21 protein-coding genes are annotated in these 21,945 nt (G+C 65.5%); 3 read left to right on the top strand and 18 right to left on the bottom strand.

Annotation, left to right across the window (positions count from 1 at the left end):
• Window positions 1-5: 5 nt before the first annotated feature.
• From ETQ85_RS09180 to purU (ETQ85_RS09160), 5 genes are read right to left on the bottom strand one after another with little or no spacing between them, the layout of a single operon-like run.
• A complete protein-coding gene (locus ETQ85_RS09180) occupies window positions 6-605 on the bottom strand; it encodes a hypothetical protein (protein ID WP_148578739.1) in 600 nt (199 codons plus the stop codon).
• The gene (locus ETQ85_RS09175; RefSeq protein ID WP_222862112.1) at window positions 602-3,514 is read right to left on the bottom strand and encodes a 2Fe-2S iron-sulfur cluster-binding protein; all 2,913 of its coding nucleotides are present in this window, start codon (window positions 3,512-3,514) and stop codon (window positions 602-604) included. The genes ETQ85_RS09180 and ETQ85_RS09175 overlap by 4 nt, the downstream gene beginning before the upstream one ends.
• Complete coding sequence (locus tag ETQ85_RS09170) at window positions 3,511-3,768, bottom strand: sarcosine oxidase subunit delta (protein WP_148578738.1); 258 nt, start codon at window positions 3,766-3,768, stop codon at window positions 3,511-3,513. The genes ETQ85_RS09175 and ETQ85_RS09170 overlap by 4 nt, the downstream gene beginning before the upstream one ends.
• A gap of 13 nt (window positions 3,769-3,781) precedes the next feature.
• Window positions 3,782-5,023, bottom strand: a complete 1,242-nt coding sequence (locus ETQ85_RS09165; RefSeq protein WP_148578737.1) for an FAD-dependent oxidoreductase — start codon at window positions 5,021-5,023, stop codon at window positions 3,782-3,784.
• A 24-nt stretch (window positions 5,024-5,047) separates the two neighbouring features.
• A complete protein-coding gene (purU, locus tag ETQ85_RS09160; protein ID WP_148578736.1) occupies window positions 5,048-5,908 on the bottom strand; it encodes a formyltetrahydrofolate deformylase in 861 nt (286 codons plus the stop codon).
• A 147-nt stretch (window positions 5,909-6,055) separates the two neighbouring features.
• Between purU (ETQ85_RS09160) and ETQ85_RS09155 the strand changes: the two genes are divergently transcribed.
• Window positions 6,056-6,658, top strand: a complete 603-nt coding sequence (locus tag ETQ85_RS09155; RefSeq protein ID WP_148578735.1) for a helix-turn-helix domain-containing protein — start codon at window positions 6,056-6,058, stop codon at window positions 6,656-6,658.
• Between the two features lie 137 nt (window positions 6,659-6,795).
• On the opposite strand, the gene ETQ85_RS09150 is transcribed toward ETQ85_RS09155, so the two are convergent.
• The 8 genes from ETQ85_RS09150 to ETQ85_RS09115 form a co-directional block, all read right to left on the bottom strand.
• Window positions 6,796-8,247 (bottom strand): ammonium transporter, encoded by a 1,452-nt coding sequence (locus tag ETQ85_RS09150; RefSeq protein ID WP_148578734.1) that lies wholly within the window; start codon window positions 8,245-8,247, stop codon window positions 6,796-6,798.
• A gap of 10 nt (window positions 8,248-8,257) precedes the next feature.
• Window positions 8,258-8,596, bottom strand: coding sequence for a P-II family nitrogen regulator (locus ETQ85_RS09145; protein ID WP_148578733.1), 339 nt, complete (start codon window positions 8,594-8,596; stop codon window positions 8,258-8,260).
• A gap of 321 nt (window positions 8,597-8,917) precedes the next feature.
• Window positions 8,918-9,313, bottom strand: coding sequence for a GNAT family N-acetyltransferase (locus ETQ85_RS09140; protein WP_148578732.1), 396 nt, complete (start codon window positions 9,311-9,313; stop codon window positions 8,918-8,920).
• A gap of 37 nt (window positions 9,314-9,350) precedes the next feature.
• On the bottom strand, window positions 9,351-10,262 hold the full coding sequence (folD, locus tag ETQ85_RS09135; RefSeq protein ID WP_148578731.1) for a bifunctional methylenetetrahydrofolate dehydrogenase/methenyltetrahydrofolate cyclohydrolase FolD: 912 nt from the start codon (window positions 10,260-10,262) through the stop codon (window positions 9,351-9,353).
• Complete coding sequence (gene purU / locus ETQ85_RS09130) at window positions 10,259-11,122, bottom strand: formyltetrahydrofolate deformylase (RefSeq protein ID WP_148578730.1); 864 nt, start codon at window positions 11,120-11,122, stop codon at window positions 10,259-10,261. The genes folD and purU (ETQ85_RS09130) overlap by 4 nt, the downstream gene beginning before the upstream one ends.
• Before the next feature lie 27 nt (window positions 11,123-11,149).
• Window positions 11,150-12,280 (bottom strand): aminomethyl transferase family protein, encoded by a 1,131-nt coding sequence (locus ETQ85_RS09125; protein ID WP_148578729.1) that lies wholly within the window; start codon window positions 12,278-12,280, stop codon window positions 11,150-11,152.
• 126 nt (window positions 12,281-12,406) lie between these two features.
• Window positions 12,407-13,099, bottom strand: coding sequence for a response regulator (locus ETQ85_RS09120; protein WP_246128707.1), 693 nt, complete (start codon window positions 13,097-13,099; stop codon window positions 12,407-12,409).
• A 30-nt stretch (window positions 13,100-13,129) separates the two neighbouring features.
• Window positions 13,130-14,653 carry an ATP-binding protein gene (locus ETQ85_RS09115; RefSeq protein WP_148578728.1) on the bottom strand — a complete coding sequence of 508 codons (1,524 nt, stop codon included), beginning with the start codon at window positions 14,651-14,653 and terminating at the stop codon, window positions 13,130-13,132.
• 169 nt (window positions 14,654-14,822) lie between these two features.
• Here ETQ85_RS09115 and ETQ85_RS09110 point away from each other — a divergent pair, with 169 nt between their 5' ends.
• Window positions 14,823-16,646: a sensor domain-containing diguanylate cyclase gene (locus ETQ85_RS09110; RefSeq protein WP_148578727.1), complete on the top strand. Its 1,824-nt coding sequence runs from the start codon at window positions 14,823-14,825 to the stop codon at window positions 16,644-16,646.
• Window positions 16,647-16,655: 9 nt separating this feature from the next.
• On the opposite strand, the gene pdxR is transcribed toward ETQ85_RS09110, so the two are convergent.
• Window positions 16,656-18,122 carry a MocR-like pyridoxine biosynthesis transcription factor PdxR gene (gene pdxR / locus ETQ85_RS09105; protein ID WP_148578726.1) on the bottom strand — a complete coding sequence of 489 codons (1,467 nt, stop codon included), beginning with the start codon at window positions 18,120-18,122 and terminating at the stop codon, window positions 16,656-16,658.
• A gap of 86 nt (window positions 18,123-18,208) precedes the next feature.
• Here pdxR and ETQ85_RS09100 point away from each other — a divergent pair, with 86 nt between their 5' ends.
• Complete coding sequence (locus tag ETQ85_RS09100; RefSeq protein ID WP_148578725.1) at window positions 18,209-18,871, top strand: pyridoxamine 5'-phosphate oxidase family protein; 663 nt, start codon at window positions 18,209-18,211, stop codon at window positions 18,869-18,871.
• 3 nt (window positions 18,872-18,874) lie between these two features.
• Here ETQ85_RS09100 and ETQ85_RS09095 read toward each other — a convergent pair whose 3' ends face one another.
• The 4 genes from ETQ85_RS09095 to ETQ85_RS09080 form a co-directional block, all read right to left on the bottom strand.
• Complete coding sequence (locus ETQ85_RS09095) at window positions 18,875-19,312, bottom strand: hypothetical protein (protein ID WP_148578724.1); 438 nt, start codon at window positions 19,310-19,312, stop codon at window positions 18,875-18,877.
• A gap of 147 nt (window positions 19,313-19,459) precedes the next feature.
• On the bottom strand, window positions 19,460-20,722 hold the full coding sequence (locus tag ETQ85_RS09090; protein WP_148578723.1) for a glycosyltransferase: 1,263 nt from the start codon (window positions 20,720-20,722) through the stop codon (window positions 19,460-19,462).
• Between the two features lie 33 nt (window positions 20,723-20,755).
• Window positions 20,756-21,265, bottom strand: coding sequence for a GNAT family N-acetyltransferase (locus tag ETQ85_RS09085; RefSeq protein ID WP_148578722.1), 510 nt, complete (start codon window positions 21,263-21,265; stop codon window positions 20,756-20,758).
• Window positions 21,266-21,522: 257 nt separating this feature from the next.
• Window positions 21,523-21,945 (bottom strand): transposase (locus tag ETQ85_RS09080; protein WP_148578809.1); only part of this gene is annotated, 423 nt, incomplete at its 5' end.

Below are 21,945 nucleotides of genomic sequence, written 5' to 3'. Positions count from 1 at the left end.
GGGATTCAGTTGAAGTGGTGGGCGGCTACGTTGCCGCCACCCAGCTCGACGGCGATGCCGAGCAGGGTTTCCCACAGGTAATGTCCGTACGTGCCGTCGCACCAGACGCGGACGAAGGGCTGGCCGTTGCGGAGTTCGGGGATGACCGTGACGCCGACGCCGACCATCGAGGTGAGCACGACCGGGCGGGTGGCGGGGTCGAGGGGCCGGAAGTTCACGTTGCAGGTCTGGCGCAGCAGCTCGTCGAGGCGGGCGCCGCCAAGGATCAGGGCGGCGTCCTGGCGCAGCACCGGATACACACCGGCAGCCCGGGGCGCGCTGGCCAGCGGGGCGATCAGGGCGTCCGGGCCTTCGATCAGGAACTCGGTGAAACCGAGCCGGGCGATCAGCCCGCCGCCATCCAGCGGCAACCAGCTGTTGGGCTGGGGCGGCACCGGCAGGCCGAGGTTTTCAAGCCAGGCGATGGTGCCGGGGCCCTTGCAGCCGTAACGGGCGGTGGCGGACACATCGGCGATGCCGAGGCGGGCCACGGCGGCGGGCTGGGCGGCGGGAGCGAGCAGGGTGGCGATCTCGGCCACCGGGCTCACGGCGAGAGCGGAAATCATGCGGCCTCCTTCTGCTTGAGGTTGTCCGGGTCGTAGAACGGGGTGGCGCTGACCTGGGCATCGACCATCGCCCCGTCGGTAAGGCGGATGCTTACCTTGGTGCCGATGGCGGCCAGGTCGGGGCGCAGGAAGGCCAGACCGATGTAGCGGTCGAGGCTGGGGCTGAAGGCGATGCTGGTGACCCGGCCGGCGATGTCGCCGCCGTCGATGACCAGGTTGCATTCGAGGGGTACCGCGCCGCTGTAGCCCACCGGGAAGGTGATGCCGGCCAGTTGCTGCTTCTGCGGCTTCTTGGCGATGGCGGCGAGGCTGCGCTGGCCGATGAAGAAAGGCTTGGTCATCTTCACCGCCCAGCCCATGCCCACTTCCAGCGGCGTGGTGAGGCCGTCGGTGTCCTGGCTGATGATGATGTGGCCCTTTTCGAGGCGCAGCAGGCGCTGGGCTTCGACGCCGAAGGGGCGGATGGCGTGGGCCTTGCCGGCCGTCATCAGTGCATCCCACAGGGCGCCGCCCATGCTCGCCGGCACGTGCAGCTCGTAGCCCCATTCGCCGACGAAGCCGACGCGCATCAGGCGGGCCGGGATTTTTCCACCACTCACGGCCACTTCGCCCTCACGTACTGCCAGGTAGGGGAAGGCCGCGGCGGAGAGGTCGAGCCCGGTGAGGCTTGCCAGCACTTCGCGGGATTTCGGCCCGGCCAGGTTCATGGCGGCGAAGGCGCCGGTGTGATTGACGATGCCGCAGTCGAGCCGCCACATGGTGTTGAGGCGCGACAGTTCGCGATAGACGGTGGCCGCACCGGAGGTGGTGGTGGTGAAGTAGAAGTGGTCTTCAGCCAGCCGGGCCACCACGCCATCGTCGATAACCACGCCGGACTCGTCGCACATCACCGCGTAGCGGGTCATGCCGACTTTCAGGTTGGCGTAGTTGGACGTATAGACCCGCTCAAGGAATTCCGCCGCCTGGGGGCCGATGACCTCCAGCTTGCCGAGGGTGCCCACGTCGATCAGGCCAACGCTGTTGCGCACGGCGGCGACTTCCTCGCGGATGCAGGTCAGGCGGTCCTTGCCGGCGACCTGGTAGAACTCCGGGCGTTGCCAGGCACCAGCCGGCATCCAGCGGGCGCCGAGGGCGTCGTGACGGCTGGTGAGCGGAGTGCGGCGCTCGGGGTTGAAGCCGCGGCCGGCCAGGATGGCCATCGGTACCGGGTGGTAGAAGGGGCGGGCGGTGGTGGTGCCGACCTGCTGGGGTTCCTTGCCGGTCAGGCGGGCCAGGATGCGCAGCCCGTTCATGTTGGAGTGCTTGCCCTGGCTGGGGCCCATGCCGTTGGTGGAGAAGCGCTTGAGCAACTCGATGTTGTCGAAGCCCTCCTGGACGGCGTTGCGGAAATCCTTGAACTGCAGGTCTTCGTCGAAATCGACGAAGTTCTTGCCGTCCGGGTGATCGACGATGGGCCACGGGTGGCTGGGGCACTCGGCTTCCGGCGGCAGGGCGGCGCCGCTGGGGCTGCCGAAGCCGACCGAGGCGGCGGCGTGGCTGCCGGCACGGGTGCCGTCGGCAAGGCGACGTTCCAGCTCATGCACGCCATTGACCCGGCCACAGGCGAACACGCCGTCGGGCAGCGCCTCGGGGACGAACTGTTCCACCGCCCGGTCGAAGCGCATGCGGGTGCCAGCCTGATACAGCAGGTTGGCGGCGGGCGCCCAGCCGACGCTCATCAGGATGCCGTCGCAGGGGATGTCGCGGGTCTGGGCGGACGGGCTGCCATCGGCCTGCAGCGTGGCGATGCGGGCTCCGGCGCACAGGCCATCGGCGCCGGGCAGGGCCTCGACGATGCAACTGCCGGGCTGGACTTCGACGCCGGCCTGGCGCAGCAGCTTGGCCAGCGGTTCGGCGCTGCCGGCAGCGGGGCGCAGGTCCAGCACCGATGCCACGCCGATGCCTTGGGCCAGCAGATCGAGGGCGGCCCGGTAGCCGTCGGCATTGGCGACCAGCACCACGGCCTTGCTCACCGGCTTGACGCCGTAGCGGTACATCAGGCGCTGGGCGGCGGAGGCCAGCATGATGCCGGGCAGGTCGTTGTAGCGGAACACGGCGGGTTGCTCGAAGGCGCCACTGGCCACCACCACGCTGGCGGCGCGCATCTTGAGCATGCGATCAGCGCTGACCAGCGGAATCCAGTGATCCTTGTAGTAACCGGCGGCGTAGGTGGCGGTGAGCACGCGGATGCGCGGTTCGGCGGCGACCTTGGCGAGCAGGTCCGCCAGGAGTCGGCGGCGGCTGGTGTCGTTGCCGATCTGGTAGGTGGCGCTGCCGCCGGCGTGGGCGTTTTCATCGACCACCACCACATCGGCGCCCTGGGCGGCGGCGGCCAGCGCGGCAGACAGGCCGGAGGGGCCGGCGCCGATTACCAGCACGTCGCAGAAATCGTAGGCCTTGGGCGTGGTGCGCTGGGCACTGGTGAGATCTACGGTACCGAGGCCGGTCATGGCGCGGAACATGCGTTCCCACATCGGGAACAGCTTCTTGGTGTGGAAGGCCTTGTAGTAGAAGCCGACCGGCAGGAGGCGCGCCATCTTGCCGAGGAAGCGACCCTTGTCGCCGGCCAGGCTGCCGAAGGTGTTGACCGCGGTGAGCGTCATGCCGGCCACGAGGGGCGTCACGTCGGCGCGCACGTTGGGCTGGTCGCCCCACTGGTGGAGGGCGTTGGTGTCGTGGTTGGCGAGGGACAGCACGCCCCGCGGCCGGTGGTACTTGAAGCTGCGGCCGAGTACGCGCACGTCGGCGCCCCACAGGGCCGAGCTGATGGTGTCGCCGGCGTAGCCTTTGAAGGTCCGGCCTTCGAAGCTGAATTCGACGGGTTTGGAGCGGTCGATCCACTCACCGCTGCTGGCGGGCAATCGCATCATTCTTCTCCCGTGTAAAAGTAGGTCTTGAGCACGACGTCTTTCTCGGTGTCACGCTCGGCGATGAACCAGGTGTTGCTGGGGGTGTGGCACCACCATTCGCGCTTCACGCCCGGGGCGCCGTTGCGGTTGAAGACGTAGTCGGCCCATTCGTCGTCGCTGGCCGCGGCGGGGTTGGGCATGGGGCGCACTTCGCCCCAGTAGAAAAACTCGGAGACCGGGCGGGGGCCGTTGAGGGGGCAGGTCAGGATCTTCATGGCGGGTTTCCTCTCAGTGGCCGACGCTTGCGGCGCCCTTTTCGCCGGTGAGGGCGAAATTGCGGAAGCGGTCGAGGGAGAAGCCGGTGATCAGCGGGTGCGGCGCGTCATTGACCACCGTATGGGACATGGTCTTGCCGCACACCGGGGTGGCCTTGAAGCCCCAGGTGCCCCAGCCGGAGTCGAGGTAGAAGCCTTCCACCGGGGTCATGCCCATGATCGGCGCGAAGTCGGGGGTCATGTCGGCCATGCCGGCCCACTGGCGCATCACCTTCACGTTGGACAGGAAGGGGAACATCTCCAGCATGTGGGTGCTGAGGCCTTCGACGAAGTCGAGCGTCGAGCGGGTGCCGTGCAGTTCATACGGGTCGAGGGAGGCGCCCATCACCAGCTCGCCGCGGGCCGACTGGCTGATGTAGACGTGCAGGCTGCCGGATACCAGGATCGGGTCGAGCCAGGGCTTGACCGGTTCGCTGACCATGGCCTGCAGCGGGTGGATGTACAGCGGCGTCTTGACGTCCACCATCTTGAGGATGCGTGGGGTCGAGCCGGCCACGGCGCACAGCACCTTGTTGGTGGCGATGTAGCCGCGGGATGTCTTGACGCCCTTGACCTTGCCACCCTGCACGTCGATGCCGAGCACTTCGGTCTGCTGGTGGATTTCCACACCACGCTGGTCGGCGCCGCGGCCGTATCCCCAGGCCACCGCATCGTGGCGGGCCACCGAGCCGGGCGCGTGGTACAGCGCACCGAGGATCGGGGAGTGGCCGGCGCACGACAGGTCGATCATCGGGGCGGCTTCCTTCACCACTTCCGGCCCGACCACTTCCGAGTTGACCCCGTAGTGCTTGTTCACCTCGGCACGCCAGCGCATGGTGCGCAGCGCCGAATCGGTGTGGGCCAGGGTGAAGTGGCCACGGTTGGCGTAGAACAGGTTGAGGTCGAAGTCGGTGGACAAGTCCTGCCACAGCTTCACCGACTCGTCGTAGAACTTGACGCCTTCGGGGGTCAGGTAGTTGGAGCGGATGATGGTGGTGTTGCGGCCGGTGTTGCCGCCACCGATGTAACCCTTTTCGAGCACGCACACATTGGTGATGCCGTGGTCGCGGGCCAGGTAGTAGGCGGCCGCCAGGCCATGCCCGCCGGCACCGATGATGACCACGTCGTAGCTCGACTTGAGCTTCTCGTGGTAGGTGAACATCCGGGGTTCCGGATGCTTCTTGTTGAGCGCAAAGCGCAGCAGTCGCCAGGGCATGGTGGATTCCTCAGTGCCGGTGTTTCAGCGGAAAACGACAGTCTTGTTGCCATGCACGATCACCCGGTCTTCGAGGTGATAGCGCAGGCCGCGGGCGAGGACGGCCTTCTCGATGTCCTTGCCGTAGCGGACCAGATCGTCCGGGGAGTCGGAGTGATCGATACGGATGACGTCCTGCTCGACGATGGGTCCCTGGTCGAGCTCGGAGGTCACGTAGTGGCAGGTGGCGCCGATCAGCTTGACGCCGCGCACGTGAGCCTGGTGATAGGGCTTGGCGCCGACGAAGCTGGGCAGAAAGCTGTGGTGGATGTTGATGATCTGGCCCGGGTAGTTCTCGCACAGCTCGGGGGACAGGATTTGCATGTAGCGGGCCAGCACCATCACGTCGCCCTCGGCCTCGCGGAACAGCTCGGCGACCTTGGCGTAGGCGGCGGGCTTGTTGTCGGGGGTGACGGGGACGTGGTGGAAGGGGATGCCGTGCCACTCGACGAAGCCGCGGAAGGTTTCGTGGTTGGAGATGACGCAGGGCACGTCCATGTTGAGCTCGTCGGCGTGCCAGCGGGAGAGCAGGTCGTAGAGGCAGTGTTCCTGCTTGGAGACGAGGATGACGACGCGTTTTTTGCGGGCGCTGTCGGAGATGCGCCAGTCCATCTTGAACTCGGCGGCGATGGGGGCGAACTTGTCGCGCAGGGCTTCGATGCCGAAGGGCAGGGAGTCGGCGAGGATTTCCTGGCGCATGAAGAAGCGCTGGCTGTCGGCGTCGGCGTGGTGGTTGGCTTCGGTGATCCAGCCCTGGTGGCTGGCGAGGAAACCACTCACCGCGGCAACGATGCCGACCCGGTCGGGACAAGACAGCGAAAGGGTGTAACGACGACTCGATGACATGCTCTCAACTCCGCTGGAAGTTCATATAGAGAATTATTTTTGAACATTGTGCATCTTTGTCTGGTTTAGGTCAACTATTGTTCATGCAGAGAAACTTTTTAGCTGTGCGATAATTTCTCCATCGTTTTTTGAACGTGAGGAAATCCCATGAGTGACACCGACAGCTCCGGCAGCCTTGAGCGCTACCTGGGCAACACCATCCGGGATCTGCGCCAGAAACATGGCCTGACCATTGCCGATGTGGCCAACCTGGCGGGAATCAGCCGGGGCATGCTGTCGAAGATCGAGAACGCCCAGACGGCCACCAGCCTCGACACCCTGTCGCGTCTGGCCGGTGCGCTGGGGGTCTCCATCGCGACCCTGTTCCGGGGTTACGACGTGCGCGACGGCAGTGCCCAGCTGGTCAAGAAGGGGGAGGGCATGGAGGTGGTCCGGCGGGGTACCAAAAAGGGCCACACCTATCACCTGCTGGCCTATGACCAGGGCCCGACCAAGGTTTTCGAGCCCTTCCTGATCACCATCGACCACGAGTCCGAAACCTTCCCGATCTTCGAGCACCCGGGCACCGAGTTCATCTACATGCTGGAAGGGGAGATCGAGTATCGCCATGGCCAGAACACCTACGTGCTGACGCCCGGCGACTCGCTGACCTTCCGGGCCGACATTCCCCACGGCCCGGAGAAGCTGACCAAGTGCCCGATCCGCTTCCTCAGTGTGTTGATGTATCCAAATGCCAGTGACGTGAGCTGACGAGGCTGCCCCGTAGACGGCACAGCCCCGGGGGCCGGGAAGGCCTCCGGGGCGGTGCCGACAGGGTTGTCGGCGGCCATGAAGTCGTTCTTGCGGACGTGCAGCGGTTCCGTCATCAAACGAAGCATGGCCGTGGTTCAGGCGTGATAGGCGGATTCGCCGTGGGTGGCGATGTCGAGTCCCTCCCGCTCATCCTCGGCACTGACCCGCAGACCGATGGTCATGTCGATCAGCTTGAAGGCGATGTAGGACACGACGGCCGACCACACCACTGCTGTACCGACACCCCAGGCCTGGGCAATCATCTGGCTGCCCATGTCGAAGGTGCCCGGGGCGTTGGCCACGTAGTCCCACACGCCGGTACCGCCGAGTTCCGGCGAAGCGAACACGCCGGTTAGCAGGGCGCCGAGGATGCCGCCGACCCCATGCACGCCGAACACGTCGAGGCTGTCGTCCACACCCAGCATGCGCTTGAGGCCATTGACGCCCCAGTAGCACACGATGCCGCCGAGGAAGCCCATGATGATGGCGCCCATCGGTCCGACCAGACCGCAGGCCGGGGTGATCACCACCAGGCCGGCGATGGCGCCGGAAACGGCACCCAGCATGGACGGCTTGCCCTTGAACATGGCCTCGATCACCGTCCAGGCGACCGTTGCCGCACAAGTGGCCACCAGCGTGTTGAAGAAGGCCAGGCCGGCGGTAGCACCGGCTTCCAGCGCCGAGCCGACGTTGAAGCCAAACCAGCCGACGAACAGCAGGGAGGCGCCGACCATGGTCATGGTCAGGCTGTGGGGGGCCATGGATTCACGACGGTAGCCGATGCGCGGGCCGATCATGAAGGCACCCACCAGCGCGGCGACGCCGGCATTGATGTGCACCACCGTGCCACCGGCAAAGTCGAGGGCGCCCTTGTTGAACAGGAAACCGGCAAACTCGCCCGCCTTGGCGGCAGCTTCCGCCGAGGTGAAGGCATCCGGACCCGCCCAATACCACACCATGTGGGCCATCGGAATGTAGGAGAAGGTGAACCACAACACCATGAAGATCAGCATGGCCGAGAACTTGATGCGCTCGGCAAAGCCGCCGATGATCAGCGCCGGGGTGATCGCCGCGAAGGTCAGCTCGAAAGCTGCGAAGAGGTATTCCGGCAGCACCACGCCCTTGCTGAAAGTGGCCACCACGGTTTCCGGCGTTACGCCCTTCATGAACAGCTTGTCGAAGCCGCCGAAGAAGGCATTGCCGTCGGTGAAGGCCAGGCTGTAGCCATACACCGCCCACAGCACACCGAGCAGACAGAAGACCACCAGGGTCTGCATCAGCACCGACAGCATGTTCTTGGAGCGCACCATGCCGCCGTAGAACAGGCCCAGGCCGGGGGTGGCCATCATCACCACCAGCAGGGTCGCGGTGATCAGCCAGGCGGTGTCCCCCTTGTTGGGGACGGGCGCCGCGGCCGGTGCCGCCGTGGCAACCGTGTCGGCGGTGGCGGTGACTGCCGCGGCCACGGCGGGCGCTTCGTCGGCCCAGCCCGGGGCGGCAAAGAGCATGGCGAACAGCAGGGTCACGAATACGAATAAGCGTTTCATGGGAGTCTCCTCAAAGGGCTTCGATGCCGGCCTCGCCGGTTCGGATGCGGATGGCCTGTTCGAGATCGAAGACGAAGATCTTTCCGTCGCCGATCTTGCCGGTGGCTGCTGACTTTTCGATGGCTGCGATGGCGCTCTCGAGCACGTCGTCGGGGACGGCCGCCTCGATCTTCACCTTGGGCAGAAAATCCACCACGTACTCGGCCCCCCGGTACAGCTCGGTGTGGCCCTTCTGGCGCCCGAAGCCCTTCACGTCGGTTACGGTCAGGCCCTGAACACCGACGGCATTGAGGGCCGTCCGGACTTCGTCGAGCTTGAACGGCTTGATGATTGCGCTGATCAGCTTCATGGCGTTTCACTCCATTCCGGTTGTTGCCCACCCATCATTTCCTGCTGGAATCCCGTCATTTTTTATACGCTCCCTAGTGCATTTAAAGAAAAAAAGTTTCCTTCCATGAGGCAGGAAACATGCCAAATCCCGCGTCGCAGCAAATCAGGGGTTCTGCTCGTCACCGCCCCGGTTTTCTGCACCAAAACACGGCAAACGGCCTCGTGCCGCACCAAAACCGGTAGCGCCAGGTTGCTCTCCAAATCTGCTGCGACAGGCGTGACGAAGCACAGGCAGGGCCCGTCGGAACAAGGGTGAGAGAGGGGGAGGCGGAGGGGCCGCCTAGCGCTGCCGGCGGATCAGAAAGGCGTTGTCGGCCGGCGAGAAACCCTGCCCGGGGTAATAGGCCATGGCCGTCGGGGCCGACAGCAAAACGATGGAAACCTCGTCGCCGAGAGCGGCCCGCAAGCGGTTCACCAGGCCGCTGCCGATGCCGCGGCCCTGGTAGGACTTGTCTACCGCCAGGTCGGACAAATAACAGCAGTAGCTGAAGTCGGTCAGGGCCCGGCACAGCCCCACCAGGGTGTCGCCCGACCAGGCGGAGACGACGATGTCCGCCGCCGCGAACATCCGGCCGATGCGCGCCGGATCGCCGATGGGGCGGACGATTCCGGACGAATCAAAGACGCGGACGATATCCGGTACGTCCAGCGGGGCATCAAGACGGTAGTCGATCACGGCGGTTCTCGGGTAAGGGTTCAATACAGTTTGAGGGTCAGTGTGGTGCCGGATGAACCACCGGCGCCTCCCAGTCCTGGTAGTCGTCGGCCTGGCGCAGACGCAAGGCCCGCTCGGCGGAGCGCAGGGTGTTTTCGATGAGCATGGTGACGGTCATCGGCCCGACGCCGCCGGGCACCGGAGTGATCCAGCTGGCTTTTTCCTTGACGCCCTCGAAATCCACGTCGCCGACGATCTTGCCGTCGGGCAAACGGTTGATGCCCACATCGATGACGATGGCGCCCTGCTTGACCATCTGCGAGACGATCAGCCCGGGCTTGCCGGCGGCGACGATGAGGATGTCGGCGAGGATGGTGTGCTGGGCCAGGTCGCGGGTTTTGGCGTGGCAGATGGTCACCGTGGCCTCACGTTGCAGCAGCATCAGGGCCATCGGCTTGCCGACGATGTTGCTGGCCCCGACGACGACCACGTTCTTGCCGGCCACGTCGGTGCCGGTGGTGTCGAGCAGGAGTTGCACGCCGTAGGGCGTACAGGGCGGAAAGATGGTGTTGCCGACGACGAGGCCACCGACGTTGTAGAGGTGAAATCCATCCACATCCTTGTGCACCGAGATGGCCTCGAGCACGTTGCGGTTGTCGATGTGGGGCGGCAGCGGCAGCTGGATCAGGATGCCGTGCACGGCCGGGTCGGCATTGAGGCGGGCGATGGTGGCGAGGACTTCGGCCTCGGCGGCATCGTCGGGCAGGGCGATGTGGAAGGAGCGCACGCCGCACTCCTCGCAGGCCTTGACCTTGTTGCCGACATAGACGCGGGAAGCCGGGTTGTCGCCGACGAGGATGACGGCGAGTCCGGGCTGCAGGCCCTGTTCCACGAGCTTGCCGACACGCTGTTTGAAGCCTTCGCGCAGGCGCTTCGAGAGCGCCTTGCCGTCGATGATCTGCGCGCTCATCGGAACACCACCGTCTTGTTGCCATGCACGATCACCCGGTCTTCGAGGTGATAGCGCAGGCCGCGGGCGAGGACGGCCTTTTCGATGTCCTTGCCGTAGCGGACCAGATCGTCCGGGGAGTCGGAGTGATCGATACGGATGACGTCCTGCTCGACGATGGGTCCCTGGTCGAGCTCGGAGGTCACGTAGTGGCAGGTGGCGCCGATCAGCTTGACGCCGCGCACATGGGCCTGGTGATAGGGCTTGGCGCCGACGAAGCTGGGCAGAAAGCTGTGGTGGATGTTGATGATCTGGCCCGGGTAGTTCTCGCACAGCTCGGGGGACAGGATTTGCATGTAGCGGGCCAGCACCATCACGTCGCCCTCGGCCTCGCGGAACAGCTCGGCGACCTTGGCGTAGGCGGCGGGCTTGTTGTCGGGGGTGACGGGGACGTGGTGGAAGGGGATGCCGTGCCACTCGACGAAGCCGCGGAAGGTTTCGTGGTTGGAGATGACGCAGGGCACGTCCATGTTGAGCTCGTCGGCGTGCCAGCGGGAGAGCAGGTCGTAGAGGCAGTGTTCCTGCTTGGAGACGAGGATGACGACGCGTTTTTTGCGGGCGCTGTCGGAGATGCGCCAGTCCATCTTGAACTCGGCGGCGATGGGGGCGAACTTGTCGCGCAGGGCTTCGATGCCGAAGGGCAGGGAGTCGGCGAGGATTTCCTGGCGCATGAAGAAGCGCTGGCTGTCGGCGTCGGCGTGGTGATTGGCCTCGGTGATCCAGCCCTTGTTGTGGGCCAGAAAGGCGCTGACGGCGGCAACGATGCCGACTCTGTCCGGGCAGGACAGGGACAGGGTGTAGCGGCGGGTGGGGGTGCTCATGGGCTGTTTTCCTTTTACTCGCTGCACTTAGCCTTTGGCCGTGCGCTTGACCTTGTCCGGATCGTCGAAGGGCAGGGTGTGGGTGGTGGCCGCACAGTTCAGGCTGGCACCGCGCAGTGTCAGCTTGCGTCCGGCCACCGCGTAGGCCGGGTCGATGCGGGCGATGGCCATCGAGCGCTCGGTCAGGCGCGAGTACATGCCGCAGGTCACGAAGCCGACTTTCGTATCGCCGTCGTAGAGGGCATCACCGCCCAGTGCCGCGTCCTTCGTCGCCAGTTCCACGCCGAAGATCTTGAAGCGCTCCTGGCCCTGCAGGCGGTAGTGCTCGGCAGCGCCGCGAAAATCCTTCTTGCCCGGCGATACGGTGAAGTCCAGGCCCAGTTCCCACAGGCTGTCGCCGATCGGCTGGCCTGCCATCGGGTACATGTCGGAGTTGTCGTAGGGGTAGAACAGCAGGTAGCTCTCGACCCGCAGCCAGTCCAGGGCGGTGAAGGAGCAGGGCATGATGCCCATCTCCTTGCCCTCGGCGACGATGGTGTCCCAGATCAGGGGCGCGTCGGCCCCCTTGCAGAAGATCTCGTAGCCGCGTTCGCCGGTGTAGCCGGTGCGCGACAGCATCACCGGGCGACCGAAGAGGGTCGTCTGCATGTGGTGGAAGTAGGGCAGGTCACGGATGCCGGGCACGTGTTTGGCGAGAAAATCCACCGCCACCGGCCCCTGCAGGGACAGGTCGTGCAGGTCGTCGTCGAACAGCACCACCACGTTGCGGCCCACCGCGCCGCGGGTCAGGATTTCGTGGCCGGCGCCGGAGCCATGCACCACCATGAAGGCGTTGGGCCCGTTGCGGTAGATCACGCAGTCGTCGATGAACTTGCCGGCCTCGTTGAGCATGCACGCATACACCGACTTGCCCGGGTAGAGCTTGCTGACGTTGCGGGTGGTGGCGAAGTTGATCAGGGCCTCGGCGTGGGGGCCAATGATGTGCATCTTCTTGAGGCCCGACACATCCATCAGGCCGGCCTTGGTGCGGATCGCCGCGTGCTCGTCGGCCAGGTCGGTGGAATAGGTCCACGCGGTGCCCATGCCGTTCCAGTCTTCAAGACCGGAACCCAGGGCGCGATGGCGGTCGGCGAGGACTGAAAGTCTCCATGAACTCATCTGAAACTCCTTTTCTGAAAGGGTTTGGGGGTTGAGTCCATTAAGCCAGCCGGCGCGGCGCGGGGAAATACTACTCTGGTACTACTTCGGGGAGAGGGCGGGGGCGGCACTGCCGGATTGGCTTGCTCAGGCGCCCCGTTCCTCTTCCCGCAGTTCCCGCAGCCACACTGCCGCTTCGAAGCGGTTGCGCAGGTTGAGTTTCTGCAGCACGTGCTTCACATGCACCTTCACCGTGCTTTCGGCGATGCCGAGGGAGCGGGCCACGATCTTGTTGGAGGCGCCCTTGGAGACCAGTTCCAGGGTCTCCTGCTCGCGGGCGGTGAGGGAGACCCAGCCTTCGTTGATGCTTTCCCGGCTGGGGGGCTGGGGTTTGGCGAGGAGGCCACCGACTTCGGCCGACAGCACGGTGCCACCGGCGGCCACCTGGCGCAGCTTGAGGCAGAAATCGTCCGGTTCCATGTCCTTGAGCAGGTAGCCGCTGGCCCCGGCCTTGAGGGCTTCCATCACGTCGAAGCTGGAGTCGGACACGGTCAGCATGACCAGCCGGGTGGTGGAGCCGGCGCTTTGCAGGGCCCGGATCACCGAGATGCCGTCGAGGCCCTTCATGTGCAGGTCCACCAGGGCCACGTCGGGGCGGTGAGTCAGCACCGCCTCGATGCCTTCGGCGCCGGAGGTGGCCTCGGCCACCACGTGGATGTCGCCGTACATGGACAGCAACTGGCCGATGCCCTTGCGGAAGAGGGCATGGTCGTCCACCACCACGAGGCGGATCGGGGTACCGTCCCGGCCCGGTGCCGGGCTTGTCGTCATGTGTTCCATGGGTGTGTTTCCTTTAATCGTCAATTCGGTTCAGCCGGGGGCCGAGCGGGGCCGGAAGCGCACCTCGACGCAGGTGCCGGCGCCGCCGGCGCCTTCGTCGAGCGTCAGACTGCCGCCCAGCTGGCGGGCCCGCTCGTGCATGATCGACACGCCGTGGTGGCCTTCGCCACCGTTGTCGGGCTGGATGCCGCGGCCATCGTCCTCCACCAGCACCAGCACCTCGCCGTCCTCGTCCCGCTCCAGGCGGATCAGGGCGTGGTCGGCGCGGGCGTGGCGAACCACGTTGGTGAGGGCTTCGCGGACGATCTGCAGCAGGTGGAATTCTTCGTTGGCCGACAGGGGCACGTCGCCCAGTCGGTAGTCCAGGCCGATCTCGGTGCCGGCCCGGGCCGATAGTTCCTCCACCACTTCGCGCAGGGCCTGCTGCAGCCCGCCGGGGGGCATGCTGGTGCGAAACGCCGAGAGCAGTTCGCGCAGATGGCGGTAGGCACTGTCGAGGCCGGTCTTGATCTCGCCGGAGATGTCGAGCACGGTGCCGCCCGGCGCACAGGCGCTGCAACTGCGGCCGATTTCCAGTTGCAGGCGGGCGATCTGCAGCTTCATGTAGGACAGGGCCTGGGCCAGGGAGTCGTGGAGTTCACCGGCAATGGCGCTGCGCTCGTCCATCAGGGCCAGCCGGCGGCGGCGCTGATTGCGCTGCAGGTTGCCGAGGGACAGGGCGAACAGGCCGGCCACCGCGTCCACCAGCCGGCGGTGACGGCTTTCGAAGAGGAAGTCGCCGCGGGCCTCGACGATCAGCACGCCGTAGATGTTGTCGGCGTCGCGCACCGGCACTGCCAGTTCGACGATCTCCCCGTCCGGGCCGGCCACCGAGCGGCGCAGGCCACCACTGCGCGCCAGCTCGTCGGCGTCGAACTCGTCGAGCAGGCGGGCCAGACGTGGGGCGCCCAGCACGGCCGGCACGCCCAGCCCTTCGGCCACCGGATCAAGCAGGGCCAGCGAGCAGCAGTGGGCCTGCAGGCAATCGGCCATGTCCTCCAGCAAGGTGGTCAGCCAGGGAGCGCTGGCACTGTTTTCGGCCAGATTGGCGCAGGCCCGGTAGATGAATTCCAGCGAGCGGGCGGCAAAGCGTTCCTGTTCCCGGGCGTGGCGGGACAGGCGTTCTCCGTCGGCCAGCCGTCCGGCCAGCTGGGCCGCCACCGAATCCAGGCTGCGCACCAGACGGTCGATCTCGTCGATGCCTCCGGCAGGCGCCGCCACCGCACCAGCGGTGTGCGCGGCCACCCGGGCCAGCGCGAGATCGGTGCGTACAGCCAGCACTTTCCAGGCCGTGCGCAGGATCAGCCCGCAACCGGCCACGAACAGAAACATCAGCACCACCTGGATCAGCCCGACCCCGGCGAGGCGGGCTGCGGCGTCACCGTCGGGCTGGGCCAGGGCCAGGCTTTCCAGGCGCGCCGCCACGCCGGCGCTGACGAACAGGGCCGCGCTGAGGCTGGCGAGGCAGGCCAGCATCAGGCTCAAGCGGGACAGGAGGGGGTAGCGGTCAAGCACCGGAGAGGGCCGTTCAGAATGCACCGGGCAGCAGTGCGACGTTACCAAAGAGCAACTTCCGCGCCTCTGATGAAACTCGTGTCGATGGCCTGGGGCGCACGCCGTGGAGTGATTCCTGCTTGAAGGCAGGCGCGGCCGGCCCGGCGCCAGCCATCTTCCGCGGAATTCCATGACCCTTTATTTTGTCGCCACCCTGCTGCTCACCACCCTGTCGGCCATCGTGCTGGCCGATGCCGGCCCGCCATCGCCAGCCATCTGGGCGCTGCCCCTGCTGCCCGGCCTGGCCTGGACGGTGCTGCGCTTCAGCGGCCGTGGGCACATCACGGCACTTCCTCGCGGCGATGCGGCCCATCACCAGCCGCTGACCCACTTCGCCCTGCACAGCGGCCTGCCCGCGCTGCTGGTGGCGCAAGGGCGCATCACCAATGCCAACCTGGCGCTGCTCAAGACCCTCGGGCTGGAGGCACGGGGCGACGAAGTGATCGGCATGCCCCTCGACAACATCGTGCATCCCAAGCACCACCGGCGTCTGGCGGCACTGCTGGCAGCCGAGACGGCTTCCGGCGATGCCGGCGTGATCACCCTGCTGCGTGCCGACGGCGTGCCCTGGCTGGCCCGCCTCAGCCTGTTTCGCGGCGACCGCTCACCGGTGGCGCTGCTTCAGTTTGGCGCCCCGGACGAACTCCCGGAAGCCGGCCCCGACCGTCAATGGGGCAACCGGATGGGGCACTTCGCCGGCGAGATCCTGTTCGCCCTCGACAGCCAGTTGCTCCTCACCTGGCTCAACCCCCAGTGGGAAAAAGCCACCGGCCGGGCCGTGGCCGACAGCCTGTTCGTGCCCTTTCTGCCCCTTTTTCATCTGGAAGACCGGGTGGCTCTCACCAAGGGATTGCGCCAGTTGCAGGCCGGCGAGCGGGACAGTCTGTGCCTTGAAGTACGCACCCTGGCGGCGCGCAGCCCCGGCCCGCGCTGGGTTGAGTTGCGTGCCTGGCCGCTGGACATGGCGGGCGGCGGCGAGACTGGCGTCGTCGGCATGCTGCTCGACATCGACCAGCGCCGGCGCAGCGAGGAAGCTCTGCGCGCCCAGCGGCGCAGCCTGCACACCATGCTCGACAACCTGCCGGGCATGATCTACCGGGGCCAGAACGACAAGCACTGGACCATGGAGTTCGTCAGCGAGGGCTGCTTCGAGCTGACCGGCTACACGCCGCTGGAACTGGTGGACAACCAGTCAGCCAGCTTTGCCGACCTGATCCACCCGGAAGACCGGGATTTTGTGTGGAATTACGTGCAGATGCGCCTCACCCGGCGCGAGCGTTACGAACTCAGCTACCGCCTCATCGACCGCGACGGGCAGATTCGCTGGGTGTGGGAGCAGGGGCGCGGCATTCACTCCAGCCGCGGCGAATTCCTCGGCCTGGAAGGCTTCATCACCGATGTCAGCAGCAGCCGCGGCGCGCAGGAGGAAGCCCGCCGCCGCCTGTTCTTCGACAACGCCGCCGGATTGCTGGGCTTCAGCTTGTTTCTCGACCGCCTGCAGCACCTCGTCGCCCATTCGGCGATTGCCGGCTATCCCTTCGCGCTGTTTCATCTGGCCATCGAGCCCTTGAGCGGGATCGCCGCCGAGCACGGCCCGGCGATGGCCGAGCGGGTCATGGTGGAAACCGGCAAGCGCTTGCGAGTAGTGCACAGCGACTGCAACGGCGTGGCGCGTCACGGGGAAGGTTTTGCCGTACTGATCGCCGACTTCCGCCCGGAAACGCTGGCCTGGGCTGGCGTCTGTCCGCTGGAGCCGGCTTCACAGGCGGGTCTGCAGCATCTGTCGGCCATGCTCGCCGAAGTGGTCAGTCGGCCCCTGCGCATCGACGGCCATTCGCTCAGTCTTCAGGCCCGAGTCGGAATCGCGCCCGCGCCGGCCCGCTGCACCGATGCCCAGGCGCTGCTGGCCGAGGCACTACGCCGGGCGGAATCCGCTGAAATGTCTCCCGCTTGATGCCTGCTGTCAGCGGGAGGCAGCCAGCCCGTCGGCCGCCAGTCGCAGCCGGCGGACCAACTCCGGTATGCGCTGGCTCTCGGCAATGCCGTAGCCAAGCAGCAGACCATTGGTGCCGGTCCGGCCGGCGTGGTAGATGCTGAGAGGGCGAACGGCGATGCCGTTTTCCCGGGCGGCTTCGGTCATGGCCGAGTCGGGGAGGCTGTCGGGCAGGCGCAGTACGAGGTGCAAGCCGGCCTGTCCGCCGAGAATCGGGCAGTCGGCGCCGAAATGGGCGTGCAGTGCGTTACGCAGCGCCTGCTGACGCTCTCGGTAGATCGGCCCCATGCGGCGAAGATGACGCATCAGCTGCCCGCTCTCCAGGAAACGGGCCAGGGCCCGTTGTTCAACGGCCTGTCCGCCCCGGTAAAGACTGCGGACGGCGTCGCCCAGGTCGGCCACGGCCCAGCGGGGCACCACCATGTAGGCAATGCGCAGGCCCGGGTAGAGCAGCTTGCTGAAGGTGCCGACGTAGATCACTGGCGCCTCCGGGCGCAGGCCCTGGATGGCGGGCAGCGGCCGGGCGCCGGGCTGGGCGTGATTGAAGTCGCTGTCGTAGTCGTCCTCGATCAGCCAGCCGCCGCTTTGCTGCAGACCGTGCAGGAAGGCCAGGCGCCGTTCCAGGCTCAGCACGCTGCCCAGGGGGTACTGGTGCGATGGGGTCACGTAGAGCAGGCGGGGCGGAGCCTCTTTCCACAAGGTGGTGGCAGGGGCCATGCCGTCCCGGTCCACGGGGACATCCACGGTTTTCAGGCCGGCGGCCAGCATGGTGTTGCGGGCTGCCGGGTAGCAGGGGTTCTCCAGCCAGACCGTGTCGCCGCTGTCGGCCAGCAGGCGCGCGCAGGCGTCGAGGGCCATTTGTCCGCCGGCAACGATGAAAACCTGCTCTGGCGCGCAGGCGACGCCGCGTCGCGCCGACAGGAAGCTGGCCACGGCCCGGCGCAGTTCGGGCTCGCCGCCTGGCTCGGCATAGGCCAGCTGGCGGGCACTGACCTCGCCCCAGGCCTTCTGCAGGCAACGCGCCCAGGCGCTCCAGGGAAAGGCGTTCAGGTCGGGTACGCCGGGGGCGAAAGGCAGCAGCGATTCGCCGCGGATGAGCGCAGGCAGCTCGCGGGCCCGGCGGGACAGCAAGGCGCTGCCGCTGGCGGGCGAGCCCGGCGTGGATGCTGTCTTGCCCAGCGGCAGGGTGGTCACCCGGGTGCCGCCCCGGTCGGCTTCAACGAAGCCTTCGGCCAGCAACAACTGATAGGCGAAGAGCACGCAGTTGCGGGCCATGCGGTAATCCGCAGCCAGTTGCCGGGTTGCAGGCAGGCGGACACCCGGCGTCAGGCGTCCGTCCAGAATGGCCGCCTTGAGTTGCCGGTACAGACGAAGCTGGCGTGGCTCGCCGGATTCCGCGGAATCGTCGAGGGAACCGAGAACGAGATCGAGGGACATCTGGCTCCATGAAAGGGGTGTCTGGTGGTTCCATGGATGGTGCCACGGCAAGGCTATGCTGGCATCCACTTTTCAAGGAGCCTGTCATGTCCCAGCAGTCCCCCAGCCCCCGTACCGAAGTCCGGCGCAAACCCCAGCGGGCCCATCACGACCCCGCCACGATCCGGGCCATCATCGATCAGGCGCTGGTCTGCCAGATCGCCTTCAACCAGGGCGGCAGCGTGCACTGCCTGCCTACCGCCTGCTGGCGTGACGGGGACTTTCTCTACATTCACGGAGCCAACAATTCGCGTCTGACCCAGACCTTGCTGGAGGACGAATGCGCCGTGAGCATCACCCATCTGGACGGCCTGGTGCTGGCCCGTTCGGCCTTCCACCATTCCATGAACTACCGCTCGGTGGTGATTTACGGCCGTTTCGAGGCGGAAGACGATCCGGATGCCAAGGCGGCTGCGTTCAAGGCTTTTGTCGAACATGCCAGCCCGGGCCGTTCGGCCCAGGTCCGGCCGCCGTCCCGGGCCGAGCTGGCGGGGACGCGCTTGCTGCGCATCGCCCTCGATGAAGCGGTGGCCAAGATCCGCAACTGGGGCGTGGAAGATTCCGTGGAGGATATGGCCATTCCGGTCTGGGCCGGCGTGTTGCCCCTGTCCCTGCGTGCCGGCCCCGTGCAGCCCGAGGCCGGTTGCGCGGAGCGGGAACCGCCGACGCTCCCCACGTTCATCGGTTTCTTCACCCGCTGCAACGGGTGATCCTCAGGCGTCATTGACTTTCGCGACGCGCAGCTTGCGCCAGGTGGTGAAGGACGCGATACCGGGCGCGAGCCACAGCGACAACCACAGCCCGGCGAGCACGGCCAGTGCCAGCGCGTTGGGCCCCGAACGCGTGATCGCATAGATGACGGCCAGCGCGACCCCCGAGATGGCCACCGCCGAAACCGCGTAGACAATCGCCAGCTGGCGCACAAAGAGACGCACAAAGGGCCACAGCGGAACAGCCACAAGGCGCATCTTCCCCTGGCGAAACGCCACGAAGCAGATTGCCGCACTGATGACAACGGACGCCGCCGCGAGCTGCAGCCAGAACTCCGGCGTCCATGCCGCCCGGCCGCGCACGAAGAGCACCAGGATGACGGAGCACGCGAGCATGCTCAGTGCGAACACGACGCGGAGGGTTTGGGTGGGTGTTTTCATTCAAGGATTCCCCAAGGGTCAGGTGGAATATATACCCCACCCTGTGTAAGCAGTTCCTTGATGGCGGTGAAGCCGGTCATCAATGCTGGCGCGGTGCACCTACCTCGCCCTCACGCCGACGCAACCGACATGCAGTGATTGTGCTGCCTACACAAGGCGCTCGACCTCTCTGCACAGGGCGATTGGGTCATGAGGAGGGGTGAAGCGTGACGCAAGTAGCGAGCACTGGGCACGAACAGTTTCAGAGCGGTAAAGGGTGTGCAGACTTCGCGCCAGCTTGCGTGGCCGTAGCCGCTTCGCAGGAATGACCATGCCGACGCCGAGTGACGCAATGCGGGCCCCATTGTCGAATTGATCCCAGGCGAACGGCACAACGAGTTGAGGAATGCCGGCGCGAAGCGCCTCGGCGGTCGTGCCGATGCCGCCATGATGGACAAGCACTGCGGCGTGCGGAAGGAGGGCGGACAGCGGCACATACGCTTGCCACAGCACCGACTCCGGGAGGTTCGCCGGAATTTGTGCGCGCTCCCTGGTCAGAAAGATGGCACGCCGCCCGAGTCGATTGATGGCGGAGAGGGCGCAAGCAAAGAAGTCGGCAGCATGGAAATTGCCGGTGCCTGGCGTGAACACAAGGGGCTTCTCGCCTGCCGCCAGAAAGGCGGACAGCGCTTCCGTGAAGCCGTCTTGTGCGGCCGCCTCAAACAATTGAAAGTCGCCTTCAATCAAGGGGCGTGGCCAGTCTGGTACGACAGGCGCGAACCAGGAAGGAAAGAGGGTGACCGAGAGATCGGGCGCCTCCATGATGTGCGTCAGAAAAGAACCAACCTCCGGCAAACCCAGCGGTGTTCGAACAGCGTTGAGCTGAGTCACGGCCACCGGGTCAATCCAGCCCTTTTCCACGAAGCGCCACAGCGCGCGTCGCCAACTCATCGGCACCCAGCGCGGCACCGACGTATCGCCGATGGTCAGCGGATCGTGGCAGCTCCGCAGATTCGATGGCGCAAGATACGCGGCAACCACCGCTTTCACCAAGCCACGCTCACGGGCGATGATGGCGCCCGGGACGGCGAACGGATGGGCGATCACAACATGCGGAGCCTGCGCCGAAATGGATTCGATGGTTTCCAGCACCTGTTTCAGACCATCGCTGTAGTTGGCCAAAAGCGCCGAGAAACCTTTCTTGGGGTCCCATATATCTGGATTCCTGAGGACGTGAAGGAACTCTTCGTCTGTTCCAATTCCAACAAACGGCAGCCCGGCATCACGAACGACCTTCTCATAGTAGGAATGGGTTACGAAAGTTACCTTCCGACCGAGCATCTGCAATGCACTCGCAATACGCATGAACGGATGTATGTCGCCGGTCGTTCCGACAGTCATAACCAGATAGTGGGGAGCGGTTTCGGACACGAAGGCTGACTTTCAAATGAATGTGCTGAAGGATTATTGTGACGCCGGGCGACAGGGTTCAGTTGCACTTCGCCGCAAGCGCATGTGAATCAGCGCAAGCCGTTCGCCTTTTCTGTTTTGCCGCTCCTCGATGGCATATGGCTGAAACCCGAGTTTTGGATAAAGCAGCAGGCCCGCAAGGTTTTGATTGAAGCAGGACACCCTGACCTCGGTGGCCAGATGTTTCGAGAAAGCAAGCTGAGTCATTTGCTCCACAAGATAACGGCCAACGCCACGCCCTCGGGCCCGCGGGGACACGATGACATTTCCAATCGAGCAACTGCCGCCCGCTTCCCAGCGGTAAAAATTGGCGAAGGCAACAACCTCACCATCAAGCTCTACAACCGTCGAGTCTGAACGCTGGGCAATAGCGTCCTGCAACTGTGACGCAGCCAGCGGAAAGCTGGCCTTTGGGAAGAAAAAGAACAACTCATCATCGCTTTTCGGAAAGCCGCAAATGAGTTGAATGTCTTTTTCGGCAACAGGGCGATGAGATAGCAACATGCCTTAAGCAATCTGATTGTTTAACGTTTGACATGACCGGCGCTGTGCGGATTTATCGCGCAGGGTCCAAAGACTGAAGGGTGCGAGGTTGAGTGCCGGATTAGCAGGTCGATGCAAAACGCCGAGAAACCGCCCCAGCCGGGGCCCTCGCTATTTGATTTCTCATGACTTCATTCCCGGAATTGGATTCCCAATCCCGTTTTGATGCCCGTCGAATGGGCTGGAGAATGGGCTTTCGCCCAATTCCGGGTGCCGCTTCATGCCGCACTCCCCGCATCCTGCAATTTCGCAATTCGCAGCAGGTTGTACGCCGCCGCCGACAGGTAGGCGGCGATCTGGGTTCGGGCTTCTCCGATGAAGCGGGTCTTTCTCATGCCGCCCACTGTCTTCAGCCAGCCGAAGATTTCCTCTATCCGCTTTCTCTTTCGCTGACTCACCTTGTAGCCCTCTGTGCAGCTTGTCCGTCCATCGAGCCCCGGTGTCTTGCGCCCGTCGATCCGGGCGATATGTGGCTTGATCTTGTGCTCCCGCAGATGCTGGACGAAGTCCTTCACGTGGTAGCCCTTGTCGGCACCCAGGGTCTTCGGGTGGATCTTCCGCCGCCGCGCACGGGTGAGCAGTTGGCGGGCCGCCTGATGCTCGGCCAGGGTGGCGTCGGTGATGAGCAGATCCACGCACAG

Origin of the sequence: Zoogloea oleivorans, assembly GCF_008107625.1 — a bacterium.
Classification (GTDB): domain Bacteria; phylum Pseudomonadota; class Gammaproteobacteria; order Burkholderiales; family Rhodocyclaceae; genus Zoogloea; species Zoogloea oleivorans.
The sequence above is the reverse complement of the archived record's forward strand: the minus strand, read 5'-3'. Positions and strand labels throughout refer to the sequence as shown.

Excerpts from the sequence above, each read along its gene's own strand:
- purU (WP_148578736.1), bottom strand. The coding sequence starts at position 5,908 with ATGTCATCGAGTCGTCGTTACACCCTTTCGCTGTCTTGTCCCGACCGG.
- ETQ85_RS09085 (WP_148578722.1), bottom strand. The coding sequence starts at position 21,265 with ATGTTGCTATCTCATCGCCCTGTTGCCGAAAAAGACATTCAACTCATT.
- ETQ85_RS09180 (WP_148578739.1), bottom strand. The coding sequence starts at position 605 with ATGATTTCCGCTCTCGCCGTGAGCCCGGTGGCCGAGATCGCCACCCTG.
- ETQ85_RS09145 (WP_148578733.1), bottom strand. The coding sequence starts at position 8,596 with ATGAAGCTGATCAGCGCAATCATCAAGCCGTTCAAGCTCGACGAAGTC.
- folD (WP_148578731.1), bottom strand. The coding sequence starts at position 10,262 with ATGAGCGCGCAGATCATCGACGGCAAGGCGCTCTCGAAGCGCCTGCGC.
- ETQ85_RS09150 (WP_148578734.1), bottom strand. The coding sequence starts at position 8,247 with ATGAAACGCTTATTCGTATTCGTGACCCTGCTGTTCGCCATGCTCTTT.
- ETQ85_RS09170 (WP_148578738.1), bottom strand. The coding sequence starts at position 3,768 with ATGAAGATCCTGACCTGCCCCCTCAACGGCCCCCGCCCGGTCTCCGAG.
- ETQ85_RS09110 (WP_148578727.1), top strand. The coding sequence starts at position 14,823 with ATGACCCTTTATTTTGTCGCCACCCTGCTGCTCACCACCCTGTCGGCC.
- ETQ85_RS09120 (WP_246128707.1), bottom strand. The coding sequence starts at position 13,099 with ATGGAACACATGACGACAAGCCCGGCACCGGGCCGGGACGGTACCCCG.
- pdxR (WP_148578726.1), bottom strand. The coding sequence starts at position 18,122 with ATGTCCCTCGATCTCGTTCTCGGTTCCCTCGACGATTCCGCGGAATCC.
- ETQ85_RS09095 (WP_148578724.1), bottom strand. The coding sequence starts at position 19,312 with ATGAAAACACCCACCCAAACCCTCCGCGTCGTGTTCGCACTGAGCATG.
- ETQ85_RS09175 (WP_222862112.1), bottom strand. The coding sequence starts at position 3,514 with ATGATGCGATTGCCCGCCAGCAGCGGTGAGTGGATCGACCGCTCCAAA.
- purU (WP_148578730.1), bottom strand. The coding sequence starts at position 11,122 with ATGAGCACCCCCACCCGCCGCTACACCCTGTCCCTGTCCTGCCCGGAC.
- ETQ85_RS09165 (WP_148578737.1), bottom strand. The coding sequence starts at position 5,023 with ATGCCCTGGCGACTGCTGCGCTTTGCGCTCAACAAGAAGCATCCGGAA.
- ETQ85_RS09155 (WP_148578735.1), top strand. The coding sequence starts at position 6,056 with ATGAGTGACACCGACAGCTCCGGCAGCCTTGAGCGCTACCTGGGCAAC.
- ETQ85_RS09100 (WP_148578725.1), top strand. The coding sequence starts at position 18,209 with ATGTCCCAGCAGTCCCCCAGCCCCCGTACCGAAGTCCGGCGCAAACCC.
- ETQ85_RS09125 (WP_148578729.1), bottom strand. The coding sequence starts at position 12,280 with ATGAGTTCATGGAGACTTTCAGTCCTCGCCGACCGCCATCGCGCCCTG.